Annotated in this window: 14 protein-coding genes; 7 read left to right on the top strand and 7 right to left on the bottom strand. The window is 67.4% G+C overall.

The genetic code is table 11. The features are described from left to right. Positions 1-208: 208 nt before the first annotated feature. From C2862_RS20495 to C2862_RS20485, 3 genes are read left to right on the top strand one after another with little or no spacing between them, the layout of a single operon-like run. Positions 209-1,456, top strand: a complete 1,248-nt coding sequence (locus C2862_RS20495; protein ID WP_229467527.1) for a hypothetical protein — start codon at positions 209-211, stop codon at positions 1,454-1,456. Between the two features lie 9 nt (positions 1,457-1,465). Further along, positions 1,466-1,897, top strand: a complete 432-nt coding sequence (locus tag C2862_RS20490; protein WP_136222075.1) for a phosphate ABC transporter substrate-binding protein — start codon at positions 1,466-1,468, stop codon at positions 1,895-1,897. 10 nt (positions 1,898-1,907) lie between these two features. Next, the gene (locus C2862_RS20485; RefSeq protein WP_136222073.1) at positions 1,908-4,625 is read left to right on the top strand and encodes an EAL domain-containing protein; all 2,718 of its coding nucleotides are present in this window, start codon (positions 1,908-1,910) and stop codon (positions 4,623-4,625) included. Positions 4,626-4,693: 68 nt separating this feature from the next. On the opposite strand, the gene C2862_RS20480 is transcribed toward C2862_RS20485, so the two are convergent. From C2862_RS20480 to C2862_RS20455, 6 genes are all read right to left on the bottom strand, one after another. Next, entirely contained in the window at positions 4,694-5,245 is a 552-nt protein-coding gene (locus C2862_RS20480; RefSeq protein WP_136222071.1) for a TIGR00730 family Rossman fold protein, read from the bottom strand. Between the two features lie 7 nt (positions 5,246-5,252). Next, positions 5,253-5,939, bottom strand: a complete 687-nt coding sequence (locus C2862_RS20475; RefSeq protein ID WP_136222069.1) for a TetR/AcrR family transcriptional regulator — start codon at positions 5,937-5,939, stop codon at positions 5,253-5,255. A 74-nt stretch (positions 5,940-6,013) separates the two neighbouring features. Continuing rightward, positions 6,014-6,502, bottom strand: a complete 489-nt coding sequence (locus tag C2862_RS20470) for a phasin family protein (protein ID WP_136222067.1) — start codon at positions 6,500-6,502, stop codon at positions 6,014-6,016. A gap of 66 nt (positions 6,503-6,568) precedes the next feature. After that, entirely contained in the window at positions 6,569-7,873 is a 1,305-nt protein-coding gene (locus tag C2862_RS20465; protein WP_168710126.1) for an alpha/beta fold hydrolase, read from the bottom strand. Next, entirely contained in the window at positions 7,870-9,516 is a 1,647-nt protein-coding gene (locus C2862_RS20460; protein WP_136222065.1) for a GMC family oxidoreductase, read from the bottom strand. The genes C2862_RS20465 and C2862_RS20460 overlap by 4 nt, the downstream gene beginning before the upstream one ends. Before the next feature lies 1 nt (position 9,517). After that, positions 9,518-10,039, bottom strand: a complete 522-nt coding sequence (locus C2862_RS20455; RefSeq protein WP_136222063.1) for a twin-arginine translocation signal domain-containing protein — start codon at positions 10,037-10,039, stop codon at positions 9,518-9,520. Between the two features lie 237 nt (positions 10,040-10,276). Between C2862_RS20455 and C2862_RS20450 the strand changes: the two genes are divergently transcribed. Together C2862_RS20450 and C2862_RS20445 are read left to right on the top strand one after the other, a co-directional pair. Beyond that, a complete protein-coding gene (locus tag C2862_RS20450; RefSeq protein ID WP_136222061.1) occupies positions 10,277-10,744 on the top strand; it encodes a hypothetical protein in 468 nt (155 codons plus the stop codon). Further along, the gene (locus C2862_RS20445; RefSeq protein ID WP_136222059.1) at positions 10,744-11,652 is read left to right on the top strand and encodes a DUF2145 domain-containing protein; all 909 of its coding nucleotides are present in this window, start codon (positions 10,744-10,746) and stop codon (positions 11,650-11,652) included. Before C2862_RS20450 ends, C2862_RS20445 begins: the two co-directional genes overlap by 1 nt. A 3-nt stretch (positions 11,653-11,655) precedes the next feature. On the opposite strand, the gene C2862_RS20440 is transcribed toward C2862_RS20445, so the two are convergent. Continuing rightward, positions 11,656-12,405, bottom strand: coding sequence for an RNA methyltransferase (locus C2862_RS20440; RefSeq protein WP_136222057.1), 750 nt, complete (start codon positions 12,403-12,405; stop codon positions 11,656-11,658). Positions 12,406-12,580: 175 nt separating this feature from the next. Between C2862_RS20440 and C2862_RS20435 the strand changes: the two genes are divergently transcribed. Both C2862_RS20435 and C2862_RS20430 read left to right on the top strand, forming a co-directional pair. Continuing rightward, positions 12,581-13,360 carry an inositol monophosphatase family protein gene (locus tag C2862_RS20435; RefSeq protein ID WP_136222247.1) on the top strand — a complete coding sequence of 260 codons (780 nt, stop codon included), beginning with the start codon at positions 12,581-12,583 and terminating at the stop codon, positions 13,358-13,360. Between the two features lie 196 nt (positions 13,361-13,556). After that, positions 13,557-14,818, top strand: a 1,262-nt coding sequence (locus C2862_RS20430) for a DEAD/DEAH box helicase (protein ID WP_136222055.1), incomplete at its 3' end; no start/stop codon positions are given.

The following is a 14,818-nucleotide window of genomic DNA, read 5'->3' as shown; positions in this document are numbered from 1 at the left end:
ATTTCAATGCAATTTTCGTTGCCCTGTCACAACGCCCATCCCGTTTAAACTCGTTTCCAATCGTAAATATATCGACTTTCAAGAGGCCGCTCGCTTACAGTCCAGTCGTGGCGTGCGCGATGCACGCAGCCAGTTTCCGCACCGGCGCACCAGGCTGTTGCGCGCCGCTGCCGGCGCCCGGCATGCCAGCCCCGATTGAGAGCGAGTCATGTTTTCCCCATCCACTGCTGCCAAAACCCTGCCTGCCGCCTGTGCAGTCCTGTTCGCGCTCGGCGCACCTGCCCACGCCGACACGAGCAACCCGACCTGGAAATTCTCCGGCTTCGGCACCGTCGGCGCCGTCCATTCCGACGAGCGCCAGGCCGACTTCGTCGCCTCGATCATGAAGGGCGGCGGCGCCGGACGTACCGACAACTGGAGCCGCCACGTCGACACCCGGCTGGGCGGCCAGCTCGACTACACCTTCGATGCGAAATGGTCGGCGGTGCTGCAGGTGGTGACCGAACAGCGCCTCGACTACAGCTACGAGCCGCGCGTGGAATGGGCCAACGTCAAATACCAGGTGACGCCGGAGCTGGCGCTGCGCGTCGGCCGCATCGCCCTGCCGATGTTCATCGCCGCCGACTACCGCAAGGTCGGCTATGCCTACCCCTGGGTGCGCACGCCGATGGAAGTCTACGGCGTCCTCCCGCTCGGCAGCAGCGACGGCGCCGACATCAGCTGGCGCTGGAACGGCGAATCGATGCGCAGCACGACCCAGGTCCTGTACGGCCGCACCGACACGCCGCTCTACGATTGCGCGCGCCTGCGCGGGCACGGCATCGCCGGCCTGTCGCAGACGGTCGAGCAAGGCGACTTCAGCATCCGCGCGTCGGTGATCACGGCCCGACTGTCGGTCAGCCTGTTCCCCGAGCTGTTCGCGGCGCTCGACGGCTTCGGCGCCCAGGGCCGCGACATCGCGCGCCGCCTGCGGGTCGGAGACAAGCGCGCCTCGGCCATGAGCATCGGACTGAACTACGATCCGGGCCAGTGGTTCGTGATGGGCGAAGCGGGACGCAGCAAGGTCGACGGCTACCTCGGCAGCACGCGCTCGGCCTACCTGAGCAGCGGCTGGCGCCATACCAACCTGACGCCCTATGCCGGCTACGCGCGGGTGTGGGGCCGGCTGCCGGCGGGTCCGACCTCGCTCACGCTGGCCGGCCTGCCCTTGCCGTATGCGGCCGCGGGCAGCGTGCTGAACGCCAACCTGGCGGCCATGATGCGCGCCGTGCCTTCGCAGTCCACGCTCAGCGCCGGCCTGCGCTGGGATGTCGCGTCGAACCTCGCGCTCAAGCTGCAGCATGAACGCGTCACCACGCGCAGCAGCTCGCGCGGCATGTTCATCAATTCGGTGCCCGACTACCAGTCGGGGCACACGGCGCACGTGACCAGCGCCGCCCTCGACTTCGTTTTCTGAGAGGACGGCATGCGACTTCGAAGCACACGGCTGCTGGCAGCCCTATTGATGACTTGCGCCGCCGGGCTGGCCCAGGCCGACGACCTGGTGGTCGTGGTCTCGGCGCGCAGCCCGATCGAGTCCCTGCGGCCCGAGCAGGTGGCGGCCATCTTCCTTGGCCAGGCCCCGCGCTTTCCGAACGGCGCGGTGGCGACCGCGCTCGACCAGCCGATCGGATCGGATGAACGCAACCAGTTCTACCTGCGCGTTGCCGGCAAGACCCCGGCCCTGCTGAAGGCCCACTGGTCGAAAATGGTGTTCACCGGACGCGGCCAGCCGCCGCGCGAGCTGGCCGGCAGCGCCGCCGTGCGCAAGGCGGTCGCGGACGACCCGAACCTGATCGGCTACATCGAGCGCGAGGCGCTCGATCCGACGGTGCGGCCGGTGCTGCTGGTGCGTTGAGGAGCTGGCCATGCAATTCCTCCCTCCTCCCCTCGAGCGGCGCTCGCGCGGCTCGCGCCTGGCGCGCTGGCTCGGACGCGGCCTCGACACCCACATCTCCTTGCCCCTGTTCGCCGGCCTGCTCGTCATCGGCCTGTGGATCCTGACCCTGCGCGTGATCGACACCGACCGCGCCGCCGCCACCGCGGCGGTCGAGGCGGCCACGCTCGAGCGCATCGAAACCTATGAAGCGCAGATGGCGCGCAGCCTGAACGGCATCGACCAGACGCTGAAGGTGCTCAAGTATGCGGTCGAACTGAACGGCGCAAACGGCGCCCTGCCCGCCCTGCGCGAACAGGGCCTGCTGCCGCCCGGCCTGGTGTTCGTGGTGGCGATCGCCGACCGCGACGGCCGCATCGTCGACAGCAATCCGGACGAAGGCACGCACGACGTCTCCGGCACCGCCTTCTACCTCTACCACCGCAACAACGACCTCGGCCTGCCCTTCGTCAGCGCGACCATGAGCGACAGCGCCAAGGCCGAACCGCACCTGCACTTCACGCGCCGCATCAACGACCGCGCCGGTAACTTCGCGGGCGTGGCGATCGTCGAAGCCGATCCCTCCTACTTCACCAGCGCCTACGAGCGCTCGCGCGATGGCGAGCAAGGCATGCTGGGACTGGCCGGCGTCGACGGCCTGATGCGCGCGCTGCGCGTCGGCGACAGCGTCAGCTGGGGCCAGCGCATCGAACTGGGCACGGCCGCCGGCGGCGCCGTCGCCCTGCACAAGGGCCCGGACGGCGTGCTGCGCTACACCAGCGTGCAGCGCCTGCACGGCTTTCCGCTGGCGATCGTGGTCGGCCTGTCGAAAGAAGAGCAGTTCGCGCCCTTCAACGAGAAGCGCCACACCTATCTCGCGGCCGCCAGCGGCGCCACCGCCCTGCTGCTGCTGGTGGTGGCCGTGATCTCGGGCTGGGCCTGGCAGCTGGCGCGCGTGCGCCAGCGCGCGCGCCGCGCCCAGGAAACCTATGCGGCCGCCTCCGAAGGCAGCCTGGACGCCTTCTTCGTGCTGCGCGCCGTGCGCGGCCAGGGCGGAACGGTCGCCGACTTCGTGGTCGAGGCGACCAACTCGCGCGCCGAAGGCATCATCGGCCTGCCGCGCGCCGAGATGCAGGGCATGCTCCTGTGCGACATGCTGCCGCACTACCGCGCCAACGGCATCTTCGACGACCTGGCGCGCGTGGTGCTGGACGGCCAGCCGCGCGAAGGCGAATGGCAGGCTTCCTCGCGCGAAGCGAAAGGCCGCTGGCTGCACCGCCAGGTGGTGGCGGTCGAGGACGGCGTGGTCGTCATCGTGCGCGACATCACCGAGCGCAAGCAGGTCGAGGAACGCATCTTCCACATGGCACACCACGACGAGCTGACCGGCCTGCCGAACCGGAACCTGATGCACAACCGGATCGAAGCGGCGATTCATAGCGCCGCGCGCCAGGGCAGCGCGGTAGCGCTGGCTTTCGTCGACCTGGACGGCTTCAAGCTGGTCAACGACGGCCTGGGCCACAAGGCCGGCGACGAGCTGCTGCGCGTGGTCAGCAAACGCATGGGCGCCTGCCTGCGCCGCAACGACACGCTGGCCCGATTCGGCGGCGACGAATTCGTGATCCTGCTGCCCGACCAGGGCCACGACCCGCAGGCGCTGGCGCCGCTGCTGGAAAAGATCCGCCTGGCCGTCACCGAGGAGGTCGAAGTCGCGGGCCAGACCGTGCAGGTCAGCTGCAGCATGGGCGTGGTGATGTACCCGCGCGACGGCATGGACGCCAGCGCCCTCCTGATGAACGCCGACGCCGCGATGTACCGCGCCAAGGACCTGGGCAGCAACAACTTCCAGTTCTACGCGCGCGAGATGAATGCCAGCGTCGAGGAAAAGCTGGTGCTGCTGGACGGCCTGCGCAATGCCGTGCAGGCGACCTTCGAAGGCGCCGCGGACAATGGCTTTCGCCTGCTGTACCAGCCGAAGCTCGACCTGCGCACCGGCCGCCTGTTCGGCGTGGAGGCGCTGATCCGCTGGCAGCATCCGGAACACGGCATGGTGCCGCCGCAGCGCTTCATTGGCCTGGCCGAAGAGAGCGGCCTGATCGTCGAGATCGGCGACTGGGTGATCCGCGAAGCCTGCCGCCAGGCGCGCGCCTGGGTCGATGCCGGCTTGCCGCCGGTGACGATGTCGGTGAACGTCTCGGCGCGCCAGTTCGAGGAAGCGCGCCTGGTCGAACGCGTGGCGTGCGCCCTGCGCGACAGCCGCCTGGCGCCGGAGCTGCTGGAACTGGAAGTGACGGAAAGCCTGATCATGCGCGACTTGTCGAAGTCGGTCGCCAAGATGCGCGAGCTGGAAGCGATGGGCGTCTCGCTGTCGATCGACGACTTCGGCACCGGTTATTCGAGCCTGTCCTCGCTGAAGACCTTCCCGATCAGCCGCCTGAAAATCGACAAGTCATTCGTCAGCGAACTGGCCGACAATCCGGACGACCAGGCGATCGCGATGGCCGTGATCTCGCTCGGCCACAAGCTGAACCTGCGCGTGATCGCAGAAGGCGTCGAGACCGAGCAGCAGCGCGCTTTCCTGCGCGAGAACGAGTGCGACGAGATGCAGGGCTATTTGTTCAGCAAGCCGGTGGCGGCCGATGCGATCGTGGATATGCTGGAGGCGTATGCGCTGGAGCTCGATCAGCCGAAACGCTTGCTCTTGGCGTAAGGTGGGCACGGGGCGCCCACCCTACGCAACGGCACGTATTAACGTAGGGTGGGCGCCCTGTGCCCACCTTACAGGACGCCGGCCGCCTCGCGCAGGCGGCGCACCAGCGCCTCCGGATCCGCATCCACCCGCATCAAGCCCGCGTGCCCTTCGCGCACGAACCCCTCCTGCACCTGGTGCCGAGCGAAGTTCACCAGCCCGTCGTAGAACCCGTCCACATTCAGGAGACCGATCGGCTTCGCGTGGATGCCCAGCTGCGACCAGGTCACCATCTCGAACAGTTCTTCCAGCGTGCCGAAGCCGCCCGGCATGGCGATGAAACCTTCCGACAGCTCGGCCATCATCGCTTTGCGCTCGTGCATGTCCTTCACGACGAACAGGCGCGTGAGGCCGGCGTGCCCGACTTCGCGTTCGACCAGCGCGCGCGGGATGACGCCGGTGGCTTCGCCGCCCAGGCGCAGGACCTCGTCCGCGATCACGCCCATCAGGCCGACCTTGCCGCCGCCGTAGACGAGCGAGATGTTGTGTTCGACCAGCACGCGCGCCAGGTCGCGGGCGGCATCGGCATACAGGGACTTGGCGCCATTCGAGGCGCCGCAGTAGACAGCGATGGATTTCATAGGGATCTCAGGTTGGATCGCGGCCTTCGTCCGGCAGCTTCTTGAGGTATTCCTCGGACAGCTTTTCGAACAGCAGGCTGGTATCGCCGCGCAGGTAGGGACCGAGCATCGACAGCACCTGGTAGCAGCCGCGCGCGAGGGCGTCGGCAATCGCCTGCTGCTCGCTGTACTTGCGTGGATTGCGCACGTACTCGTACGACAGCCAGTACGTCGCCACGACCACCATGTTGGTCGCCATCGCGCCGATCTGCTGGTCGGTGGCTTCCAGCGACTGCTCGCTGCGCAGGTCTTCGCACAGCTGGCGCGCGACCTTGATCTTGTGGGCGAGGATGGCCTTGAAGTGCAGTTCCAGCTTGCGGTTGCGCGACAGCAGGTCGTTCAGGTCGCGGTAGAAGAAGCGGTAGCGCCAGATCAGTTCGAACATCAGGTGCAGGTAGAGCCAGACGTCTTCCATGTTCGAACGGCGGCCGGCCGGCACCGTCAGGATGCGCTCGATCTCGGCCTCGAACTGCACGAAGATCGAATTGACGATGTCGTCCTTGTTGCGGAAGTGGTAGTACAGGTTGCCGGGCGAGATATTCATCTCCTCGGCGATGACCGTCGTCGTGATGTTCGGCTCGCCGAACTCGTTGAACAGCCTGAGCGAGAGCTCGAGGATGCGTTCACGGGTGCGGCGTGGAGCTTTCTGTAGCATGGGTGCTTGTCTGTTTGGTGTCACGCGCAAGCATATCATTGAACCGCTTGCGGGCGGCAGTGCGGACTGGCCGCTTATTCGGCGGCGCCGCGTTTGGCGGCCGTTCGCTTCGCGGCGGGCTTCTTCGTGGCGGCCTTGGCGGCAGGCTTCTTCTGCGCCGCTTGGCGCCGGTGCTCGCCCGCCAGTTCGGCCAGCATGCGTTCGAGTTCGTCGATGCGGTGGTTCAGCGCCTCCATCTCGCTGCGCGCCGGCACGCCGATGGTGGCCAGGGCGCGCGCGACGCGCTCCTCGAACACCTGCTCCAGCTTGCCCCAGGTGCCCGATGCGCGGCGGCTGGAACGCTCGGCCTTGCGCGCCACGGTGTCGGTCGCGTCCTCGACCTGGCGCGCGCGCTTTTGCAGCTCGCTGCCGTCGCGCACCAGGCGCGTGAATTCACGGCCGCCTTCCTGCTGGGCTTTCGCAAAGGCGCCCAGGCCCGCCTGCCAGATCTGCTGGGCCGAGCTGCGCACGGCTTGCGACAGCTCTTCCTCTTCCTGCTCGAGTTCCTTGATATTTTTTGTCATCGCTTCCTCGTTCCGCTTGCCTCTCGTCTCGCAGCCGTTCCAGGCCCGCACGCTAGAAACCGCATTCTAAACGCCGCGCCCATCCTGTGTGGCAAATCCTTCCCGCAGCAGCGCCAGCAAGGCTTCGGCGCGCCAGGGCTTGGTCAGGAAGCGGTCCGCGTCGCCGCAGGCCAGCGCCGCCGTAATCGCCGCCTCGTCCGGCGAACCGGACAGCAGTATCCGGAAGCTCGCGGGCGCCAGGCGCCGCGCCTCGGCCAGCAGCTGCGCGCCGCTCATGCCGGGCATCAGGTGGTCGCTGACGATCGCCGCGACCGGCTCATTTGCCAGTAGCGCGAGCGCTTCTTCGCCCGATGCGGCCGTCAGCACGCGCCAGCCCTGCCCTTCGACGCTGTCGCGCAGCAGCTCCAGCATGAAGGCGTCGTCGTCGACCAGCAGCAGCGCAGGCTCTGCCGCCGGCAGTGCTTCCAGCTCCGCCATCACGGTGTCCAGCACGCGCCCGTTGCAGCCCAGTGCCACGTGGCCGATGCCGCCCAGCGCGATATTGCGCGCGCCGGCCAGGACGCTCGAGGTCTGCGGCGCGACGATGTTGTCGTGGTGGCTGAAGATCGAGGTAACCAGGGCGCGCCGGGCCGCGTCTTCGCTGGCGGCCAGCGCGCGCAGCCAGTCGCTGGCCTCTCCGCGCGAACGCCGCATCTGGGCCGCATTGGCCCCTGGCCCGAAGTTGGCAAGCGCGGTGCCGTGGTGCGGCGTGCCGAGCGTGATGACGCGTGCGACGCGCGCGCTGCCGTGGACGCGCATCCAGGCGCGCGCCACCAGGCCGCCCATGCTGTGGGCGACGATCGCGACGCGCGGCGCGCCCGTCGCCGCGCACAGCTCGTTCACCGCGCGCTCGAGCAGCGGCACGTAGTCGTCGATCGCGCCGCCCATCGGTTCCAGGTCGATGCCGGCATGGCTGATGCGCCGCGCGTCCAGGCGCGGCATCAGGTAACGCCAGTAGCCGCTGTTGCAGCCGTAGCCGTGCACCAGCAGCACGGGCACGGCGCGCGATCCCGGATGGATGCGGCGGCAGCCGCTTGCCCGCGGCATGTGCCAGGAGCTGTGCAGCATGCTGGAGACGAATTCCTCGCCCAGCAGGCGCAGGCGCGCGCCCGCGCCGAGGCGGTATTCGCGCGGCGTCGGGCTGGCATAGCAGGCGCTGAGAACAAAATTGTTCATATTGATTACCAGGCGCACCAGCAGCACGGCGCCCAGGCCGCAAGCGAGCGCCGCCCAGGGAGCAAACCCGAGCCAGTAGCGGCATGCGAGCGCGATGGCGACGGCGGCGCAGGCCTGCACCACCAGCAGCCAGCGCAGCATGCGGCGCGCACTCATGCCGCGGCCGCAGTTGTAGCTGGAGCGGAAACCCGCGGCGCCGGCTTGCCGGTCAGGTCTTGCGCCAGGCCGCTCGCCAGGCGCGCCGTGATGCCGTAAATCGACAGCTGCGGATTGGCCCCGATCGAGGTCGGGAACAGCGAGCCGTCGTGCACCGACAGGTTGTTCAAGCCCCGATAGCGCCCGCTCGGTGTCGTCACGCCGCGCCGCGCGTCGCCCGCCATGGTGCAGCCTCCCATCACGTGCGCCGAGGCGACGCGGGTCATGTGCAGCTGCTGCGGCAGGGCCGCGATCTCGCGCTTCGCTTCGTCCCAGCTGGTGTAGGAACGTGCCGTCTCGTGCGCCGGCTGCACGGAGCGCGCGCCGGCCGCGAACTGGATCTCGGCCATGCTCAGGAGGGCACGTCGGGCGCCGTCCCACAGGAAGTCGTTCAGTGGATAGTCGAGTACCCCGGCGCCATCCCTCAGCTGCACGGCGCCGCCGCTCGAGGCGGGATGAAAGCCGTCGCGCAGCAGGGCCAGCATGCCCTGCATGTGCGGGAACTGCCGCATCAGGGCGGCATGGCCGGCGCCGAAACCGTTCAGGGTCGTCGACAGCAGCACCGGATGCAGCGGCGGCGCTTCCAGCTTGTAGCCGATCGGACCGTCGATCGCGCCCGTGTGCAGGAAGTGGTCGGAGTAGATGGTCTGCGGCGCGCCCGCCCAGGCGTCGACGCGCTGCGGGAAGATGCCGGCCGAGATCAGGGTCGGATGCAGGAAGGTGCGCTTGCCCAGCAGCTTGTCGGGATCGGGCGCGCCCGAGCGCAGCAGCAGCGCCGGCGAATTGATCGCGCCGCCGGCGACGACGAAGTGCTTCGCGCGCAAGCGCAGCAGGCGCCCGGTCGGCGCCACGCCATCCTCGCCCAGTGCGCTGCACAGCAGCTCGTCCACCTGCTCGCCGCGCAGCACGAAGCGTTCGGCACGGGCACGCGTGACCAGGGTCGCGCCATGCTCGAGGGCCGACGGAATCGTCGTCACCAGCATCGACTGTTTGGCATTGGTCGGGCAGCCCATGCCGCAGTAGCCGAGGTTCCAGCAGCCGTTGACGTTGCGGCGGATGGTGCCGGCCTTGATGCCGAGCTTGTCCAGGCCGCGCCGCAGCAGGTCGTTGTTCTCGTTGGGCGGCGCATGCCAGTCGCTCACGTTCAGGCGCGCTTCCATCATCGCGAACCAGGGCGCCAGCGTCTCGCTGTCGTAGTCCATGAGGCCGAATTCGCCGCGCCAGTAGTCGAGCGTGGGCGCCGGCGTGCGGAAACTCGAAGTCCAGTTCACGGTGGTCGAGCCGCCGACGGTGCGGCCCTGCAGGATCTTGATGCCCTTGTCGAGGGTCTGGCGCGCGGCCGACTCCTGGTACAGCGCCGGATAGGCGTCGGCCTCGCGCATCTTGAAGTCGGAGGAAGAGCGCAGCGCGCCCTCTTCCACGATCAGGACCGAGAGGCCGGCCAGCGCCAGGATCTCGGCCGTCACGCCACCGCCGGCGCCGCTGCCGACGATGACGACGTCTGCGCTCATCGTACGGTCGGAGTCGAGGCGAGCCGCATCGAAGATCTTCCAGCCGCGCGCCTGGCCGGCGCGGATCGGATCAGGAATGATTGGTTCGCTCATGTCAGGACAGCTCCTTCATCGGGCCGGGATAGCCGATCGCGGCCCAGCTGGCCGGTTGCGCATACCAGGCGCCGAGCGACAGGTCGTGCAGCGCGCCGTAGGCCGTGCGCAGCAGGGAGAAGCGGTGCAGGCGCCAGTCCTGCAGGAAGGCGCTCACTTCCCGCGGGTCGGCCTGCTCCCAGCCGTTAGAGACGCCTGTCAGCAGGCGCCGCGCCGGCGCCAGGGCCAGCAGGCCGAACAGGTCCTGCACTTCCTTCTGCACGGGCAGCGGCAGGTTCGAAATCGCGGTGTGCACGCCGGCGATGGTGTTGTCGATGGCCGCCTTGCGCTCGGCCGCCTCGGTGGGCAGGGCGCCAGCCAGCATCGCCGGGACGATGGCCCCGAGCGCCGCGCGCGCTTCGCCGTCGAGCACGAAGCGCTGGGGACGCGGCGTGTGCACGGCACGGTAGATGCCGCCGCCCGCGGCCAGCACCAGCGCCCCGAGGGCACCGGCCTTCAAAAAGGATCTGCGCTTGGTCTCCATCTGACATCCCTGTTGTTTTTTTCGTAGTGTACGCCAGGCGCTGCACTGGGAATTAGAGGGAATCGTCGAGATATGGCACAGCGGGCGTGTATGCAAATATGCTTTGCACCCAGGGCTCCCCATGCAAATTTTGTTTGCATACTGCTACGGACACTGGATACAGCTTGTAACGAGCCTTCTCAGCACTCTCCTCGCCTTGTACCATAGCGCCATTCAGCTCGACTACGAAAGCGTTTCATGAAATTCAGCACCCTCTCTCGCGCCGCGACCCTGGCCCTGTTCGCCACCGCCTGCGCCCTGCCCGTCCACGCCGCCAGCACCGCCGCTTCCTCCGCGTCCAGCGCGGGTTCGGCCTCCTCGGGCAGCGTCTCCGATTCGATCGGCTCGTCCAGTAACAGCTCGGGCGACGACCGCCGCGTGGCCGCGGGCGAATACCGCGTGATCGACGTCGCCGCCGCTCCCGGCAAGCCGAACACGACGCGCATGACCCTGCACGCGGCAGCGCCCGGCGCAACGCGTGAATTCACCCTCGACGTGCCGAACCGCGCCCTGGCGCAGCGCGCCGTCGCCAAGGGCGAACTGGTGCAGGTGAACGCACGCGAATACGGCTACGAGTTCGCCCACGCGGACGACAAGCGTGCCTTCTTCCTGGCGCTCGAAGACAACTGGTACCGCGAGCTCGGCTCGCACAAAGTCGCGATCTGATGGGTCGTTTGCCACTGCGGCCCCTGCTGGCCGCGCTGGCCTTCTGTCTAGGGGGCAGCGCCTGGGCCGGCATCCCCACGTTCTGCGAGCGCACGAAGGAAATCAGCGCCGCCGACCAGGACCGCGTGCTGCGCTTCGCCGGTGTGGTCAAGCGTGAACTCGAGCGCTCCGGCGGCAAGGTCGCCCTGGTCTCGCGCGCCGGACTGGATCTGAGCCGCTTCGGTCTCTTGTACTCGCACGCCGCCATCGCCCTGAAGGACAATCCCGCCGGTCCCTGGGCCGTGCGCCAGCTGTACTACGCCTGCGACGAATCGCGCCCGCGCCTGTTCGACCAGGGCATCGCCGGCTTCGCGCTCGGCGCCGAGGCACCCACCAACGGCCACATGTCGCTGGTCTTCCTGCCCGTCGAGGACGCGGCGCCGCTGGAACGCGCGGCGCTCGACAAGCCTCTCGCCCTGTCCCTGCTGGCCGGCCAGTACAGCGCGAATGCCTACGCCTTCGGCACGCGCTACCAGAACTGCAACCAGTGGATCGCCGAACTGCTGGCCGGCGCCTGGGGCCATCTCGACACGACGGGTGCGCCACGCGAGCAGGCCCAGGCCTGGCTGCGTGACCAGGGCTATGCCGCCGGCCCGGTGAAAGTGCCCTCGCACGCGATGATGTTCGCCGGCCAGTTCGTGCCGCTGGTGCACGTGGACGACCATCCGATCGACGATGTCTATGCGCTGGCGCTGCAGGTCAGCGTGCCGGCCTCGCTCGAGGCCTTTATCCAGCGGCGCTCGCCGGGAGCGCAGCGGGTGCAGGTGTGCCACGACAGCGAGCGGATCGTCGTGCGGCGCGGGTGGGAACCGCTGGGGGCGGAGTGCCGGGCGATGGCGGGCGATGAAGTGATTGCGCTGGGGACCTGATCTTCAGCGCTTCAGGATCTGCCTTGCAATTCCGCGCAGAATATTCACCTCTTCCGTCTCCAGCTGCGTCCTTGAAAACAGCCGCTTCAATCGCGGCATCAGCTTCTTCGGATTATCCGCATTGAGGAAGCCAATGGAAACAAGCGCCTCTTCCAGGTGCGCATACATCCCTTCGATCTGGGTCACGCTGGCGGCGTCGCCCTGGAAGCCGACCGGAGTGGCAGGCAATTCGTCGCCGATCGCGGCCATCCGGCACTCGTAAGCCAGCACCTGCGCCGCCTGCGACAAGTTGAGCGACGAATACGAGGGATTGGCGGGGATGTTGATCAGCACATTGCACTTCTCGACGATCTCGTTCGGCAGCCCGACCCGCTCGTTGCCGAGGATGAGCGCGGCCTTGACCTCGCCCTGGCTTGCTGCGTGACCGGCAAAGGCGCGTGGCGTCCAGACCGGCGGCGAGAATTCGCGCAGGCGCGCCGAGACGGCGGCGGCGAAATTGCAGCCCTCTAAAGCTTCGGCCATGCTGCCGACGATGCGCGCGTTCTGCAGGACATCGAGCGCGCCGCTGGCGAAGGCGACCGCTTCCGGGTCGTTCAGGGGGTCGGCGCAGCGTGGCGAAACGAGCACGAGTTCCGTGAAACCCATGGTCTTCATGGCGCGCGCAACCGAGCCGACATTGCCGGCGCGGCTGGTTTCGACGAGCACGAAACGAAGACGGGTGAAAAGAGACGTGTCGGATTCTGGCAGGTTCATTTAAAATAGCGCTATCGCGCGGCGACGAGCAATTGAAGTTCTGGCATCAAGGGCCGGAATTTTAACGGGTTCTTCGCCGCTTTGCTCTTTAATTCAACTCATACTCGACCGTCCATGGCGCTACGTGCCCCGTGGGCGTCAGCGTTTTTTTCAGGGAAAAAGCACAATGCATCCAATGCTCAACACGGCGATCAAGGCCGCTCGCCGCGCCGCCACCGTCATCAACCGCGCCTCGTTTGACCTCGACCGCATCGTGGTCTCTGAAAAACAACACAACGATTTCGTCACCGACGTCGACCAGGCATCGGAACAGGCCATCGTCGAAACGCTGCTGAAAGCCTATCCCGACCACGCCATCCTGGGCGAAGAATCGGGCCCGTCGCGCAACCTGAACGACGACAGCGAGTATGTCTGGATTATCGACCCGATCGACGGCACCACCAACTTCCTGCACGGCTACCCCAACTACTGCATCTCGATCGCGCTGCAGCACAAGGGCGTGATCACCCAGGCCGTCATCTATGACCCGGTCCGCAACGACCTGTTCACCGCCACCAAGGGCGCCGGCGCCTACCTGAACGACAAGCGTATTCGCGTGCGCAACCATGACCGCATCGGCAAGGCCCTGATCGCCGCCGGCCACGGTCCGGATCCACGCGCGCTGGCCGAATACCTGCGCATGTACGAAGTCGTTGCCTCGCGCTGCCACGGCGTGCGCAGCAGCGGCTCGGCCGCGCTGGAACTGGCCAACGTGGCCGCCGGCCGCGTCGACGCCTACTTCGAAAAGGGCCTCAAGATCTGGGATATCGCCGCGGGTTCCCTGCTGGTAACCGAAGCGGGCGGCATCGTCGGCGAGTTCAATGGCGAATCGAGCTACCTGAACAAGGGCGACATCATCGCCGCCGGCCCGAAGGTCTTCGCACAGATGATCCCGCTGATGGTCCCGTTCGCGTAACTAGCGTAAAATAGCGGACTTGCTTGCCGCCGTGACGCAGTGCACACGGCGGCCCCCTCGCACCAGTATTTCCACTGCGCAACAAAATCTCTATAATCGCTTCCGGCCCGGCATCGCATCGCTGGCCGCGCATTCTTTCCGATCCTGGCGCCACTTGCGCTGGCGGCGGAATCAACCTCACCAGAAGAATTTACTAATGTCATTTGCTACCCTCGGCTTGTCCGATGCCATCGTTCGTGCCGTGACCGAACAAGGCTACACCGCGCCGACGCCGATCCAGGCCCAGGCGATTCCCGCCGTGCTCGGCGGCGGCGACCTGCTGGCCGGCGCCCAGACCGGCACCGGCAAGACCGCCGGTTTCACGTTGCCCCTGCTGCAGCGCCTGTCGACCGACGCCATTGGCGCGGCCCTGAAAAGCAAGACTTCGCCACGCGCCGTGCGCGCCCTGGTCCTGACCCCGACCCGCGAACTGGCGGCCCAGGTCGAGGAAAGCGTGCGCCTGTACGGCAAGAACACCAACCTGAATTCGGCGGTGATCTTCGGCGGCGTCGGCATCAACCCGCAGATCAAGCTGCTGAAACACGGTGTCGACATCCTGGTCGCCACCCCGGGCCGCCTGCTCGACCACGCCGGCCAGGGCACGGTCGACCTGTCGAAGATCGAGATCCTGGTGCTGGACGAAGCCGACCGCATGCTGGACATGGGCTTCATCCACGACATCAAGAAAGTGCTCGCCCTGCTGCCGCCGAAGCGTCAGAACCTGCTGTTCTCGGCGACCTTCTCGGACGACATCAAGGCCCTGGCCGACAAGCTGCTGAACAACCCGGCTTCGATCGAAGTGGCGCGCCGCAACTCGACCGTGGAAGTGATCGCCCAAAAGATCCACCCGGTCGACCGCGACAAGAAGCATCCGATGCTGTCGCACCTGATCAAGGAAAACGACTGGAGCCAAGTGCTGGTGTTCACCCGCACCAAGCACGGCGCGAATAAACTCGTCGAACAGCTGGGCAAGGATGGCATCGGCGCCATGGCGATCCACGGCAACAAGAGCCAGAGCGCGCGCACCAAGGCGCTGGCCGAATTCAAGGACGGCAGCCTGCAGGTGCTGGTGGCGACCGACATCGCCGCGCGCGGGATCGACATCGACCAGCTGCCGCACGTGGTCAACTACGACCTGCCCAACGTGCCGGAAGACTACGTGCACCGCATCGGCCGTACCGGCCGCGCCGGCGCGACGGGCGAAGCCGTCTCGCTGGTCTGCGTCGACGAGCACCAGATGCTGAAAGACATCGAGAAGCTGATCAAGCAGACGCTGCCGCGTCACGTGATCCCGGGCTTCGAGCCGGACCCGACCGCCAAGGCCCAGCCGATCCAGCTGCGCAGCGGCGCGCCGGGTCATGCGAACCGCGGCGGCCGTCCAGGCGGCGGCCGTGGCCAGGGCCAGGCGCGCGGCGCGGC

This window comes from Massilia sp. Mn16-1_5 (assembly GCF_004798585.1).
GTDB lineage: Bacteria > Pseudomonadota > Gammaproteobacteria > Burkholderiales > Burkholderiaceae_D > Telluria.
The sequence above is the reverse complement of the archived record's forward strand: the minus strand, read 5'-3'. Positions and strand labels throughout refer to the sequence as shown.

Bases quoted from the DNA above. Each gene is read 5' to 3' on its own strand.
- C2862_RS20495 (WP_229467527.1), top strand. From the start codon at position 209: ATGTTTTCCCCATCCACTGCTGCCAAAACCCTGCCTGCCGCCTGTGCA.
- C2862_RS20490 (WP_136222075.1), top strand. From the start codon at position 1,466: ATGCGACTTCGAAGCACACGGCTGCTGGCAGCCCTATTGATGACTTGC.
- C2862_RS20485 (WP_136222073.1), top strand. From the start codon at position 1,908: ATGCAATTCCTCCCTCCTCCCCTCGAGCGGCGCTCGCGCGGCTCGCGC.
- C2862_RS20480 (WP_136222071.1), bottom strand. From the start codon at position 5,245: ATGAAATCCATCGCTGTCTACTGCGGCGCCTCGAATGGCGCCAAGTCC.
- C2862_RS20475 (WP_136222069.1), bottom strand. From the start codon at position 5,939: ATGCTACAGAAAGCTCCACGCCGCACCCGTGAACGCATCCTCGAGCTC.
- C2862_RS20470 (WP_136222067.1), bottom strand. From the start codon at position 6,502: ATGACAAAAAATATCAAGGAACTCGAGCAGGAAGAGGAAGAGCTGTCG.
- C2862_RS20465 (WP_168710126.1), bottom strand. From the start codon at position 7,873: ATGAGTGCGCGCCGCATGCTGCGCTGGCTGCTGGTGGTGCAGGCCTGC.
- C2862_RS20460 (WP_136222065.1), bottom strand. From the start codon at position 9,516: ATGAGCGAACCAATCATTCCTGATCCGATCCGCGCCGGCCAGGCGCGC.
- C2862_RS20455 (WP_136222063.1), bottom strand. From the start codon at position 10,039: ATGGAGACCAAGCGCAGATCCTTTTTGAAGGCCGGTGCCCTCGGGGCG.
- C2862_RS20450 (WP_136222061.1), top strand. From the start codon at position 10,277: ATGAAATTCAGCACCCTCTCTCGCGCCGCGACCCTGGCCCTGTTCGCC.
- C2862_RS20445 (WP_136222059.1), top strand. From the start codon at position 10,744: ATGGGTCGTTTGCCACTGCGGCCCCTGCTGGCCGCGCTGGCCTTCTGT.
- C2862_RS20440 (WP_136222057.1), bottom strand. From the start codon at position 12,405: ATGAACCTGCCAGAATCCGACACGTCTCTTTTCACCCGTCTTCGTTTC.
- C2862_RS20435 (WP_136222247.1), top strand. From the start codon at position 12,581: ATGCTCAACACGGCGATCAAGGCCGCTCGCCGCGCCGCCACCGTCATC.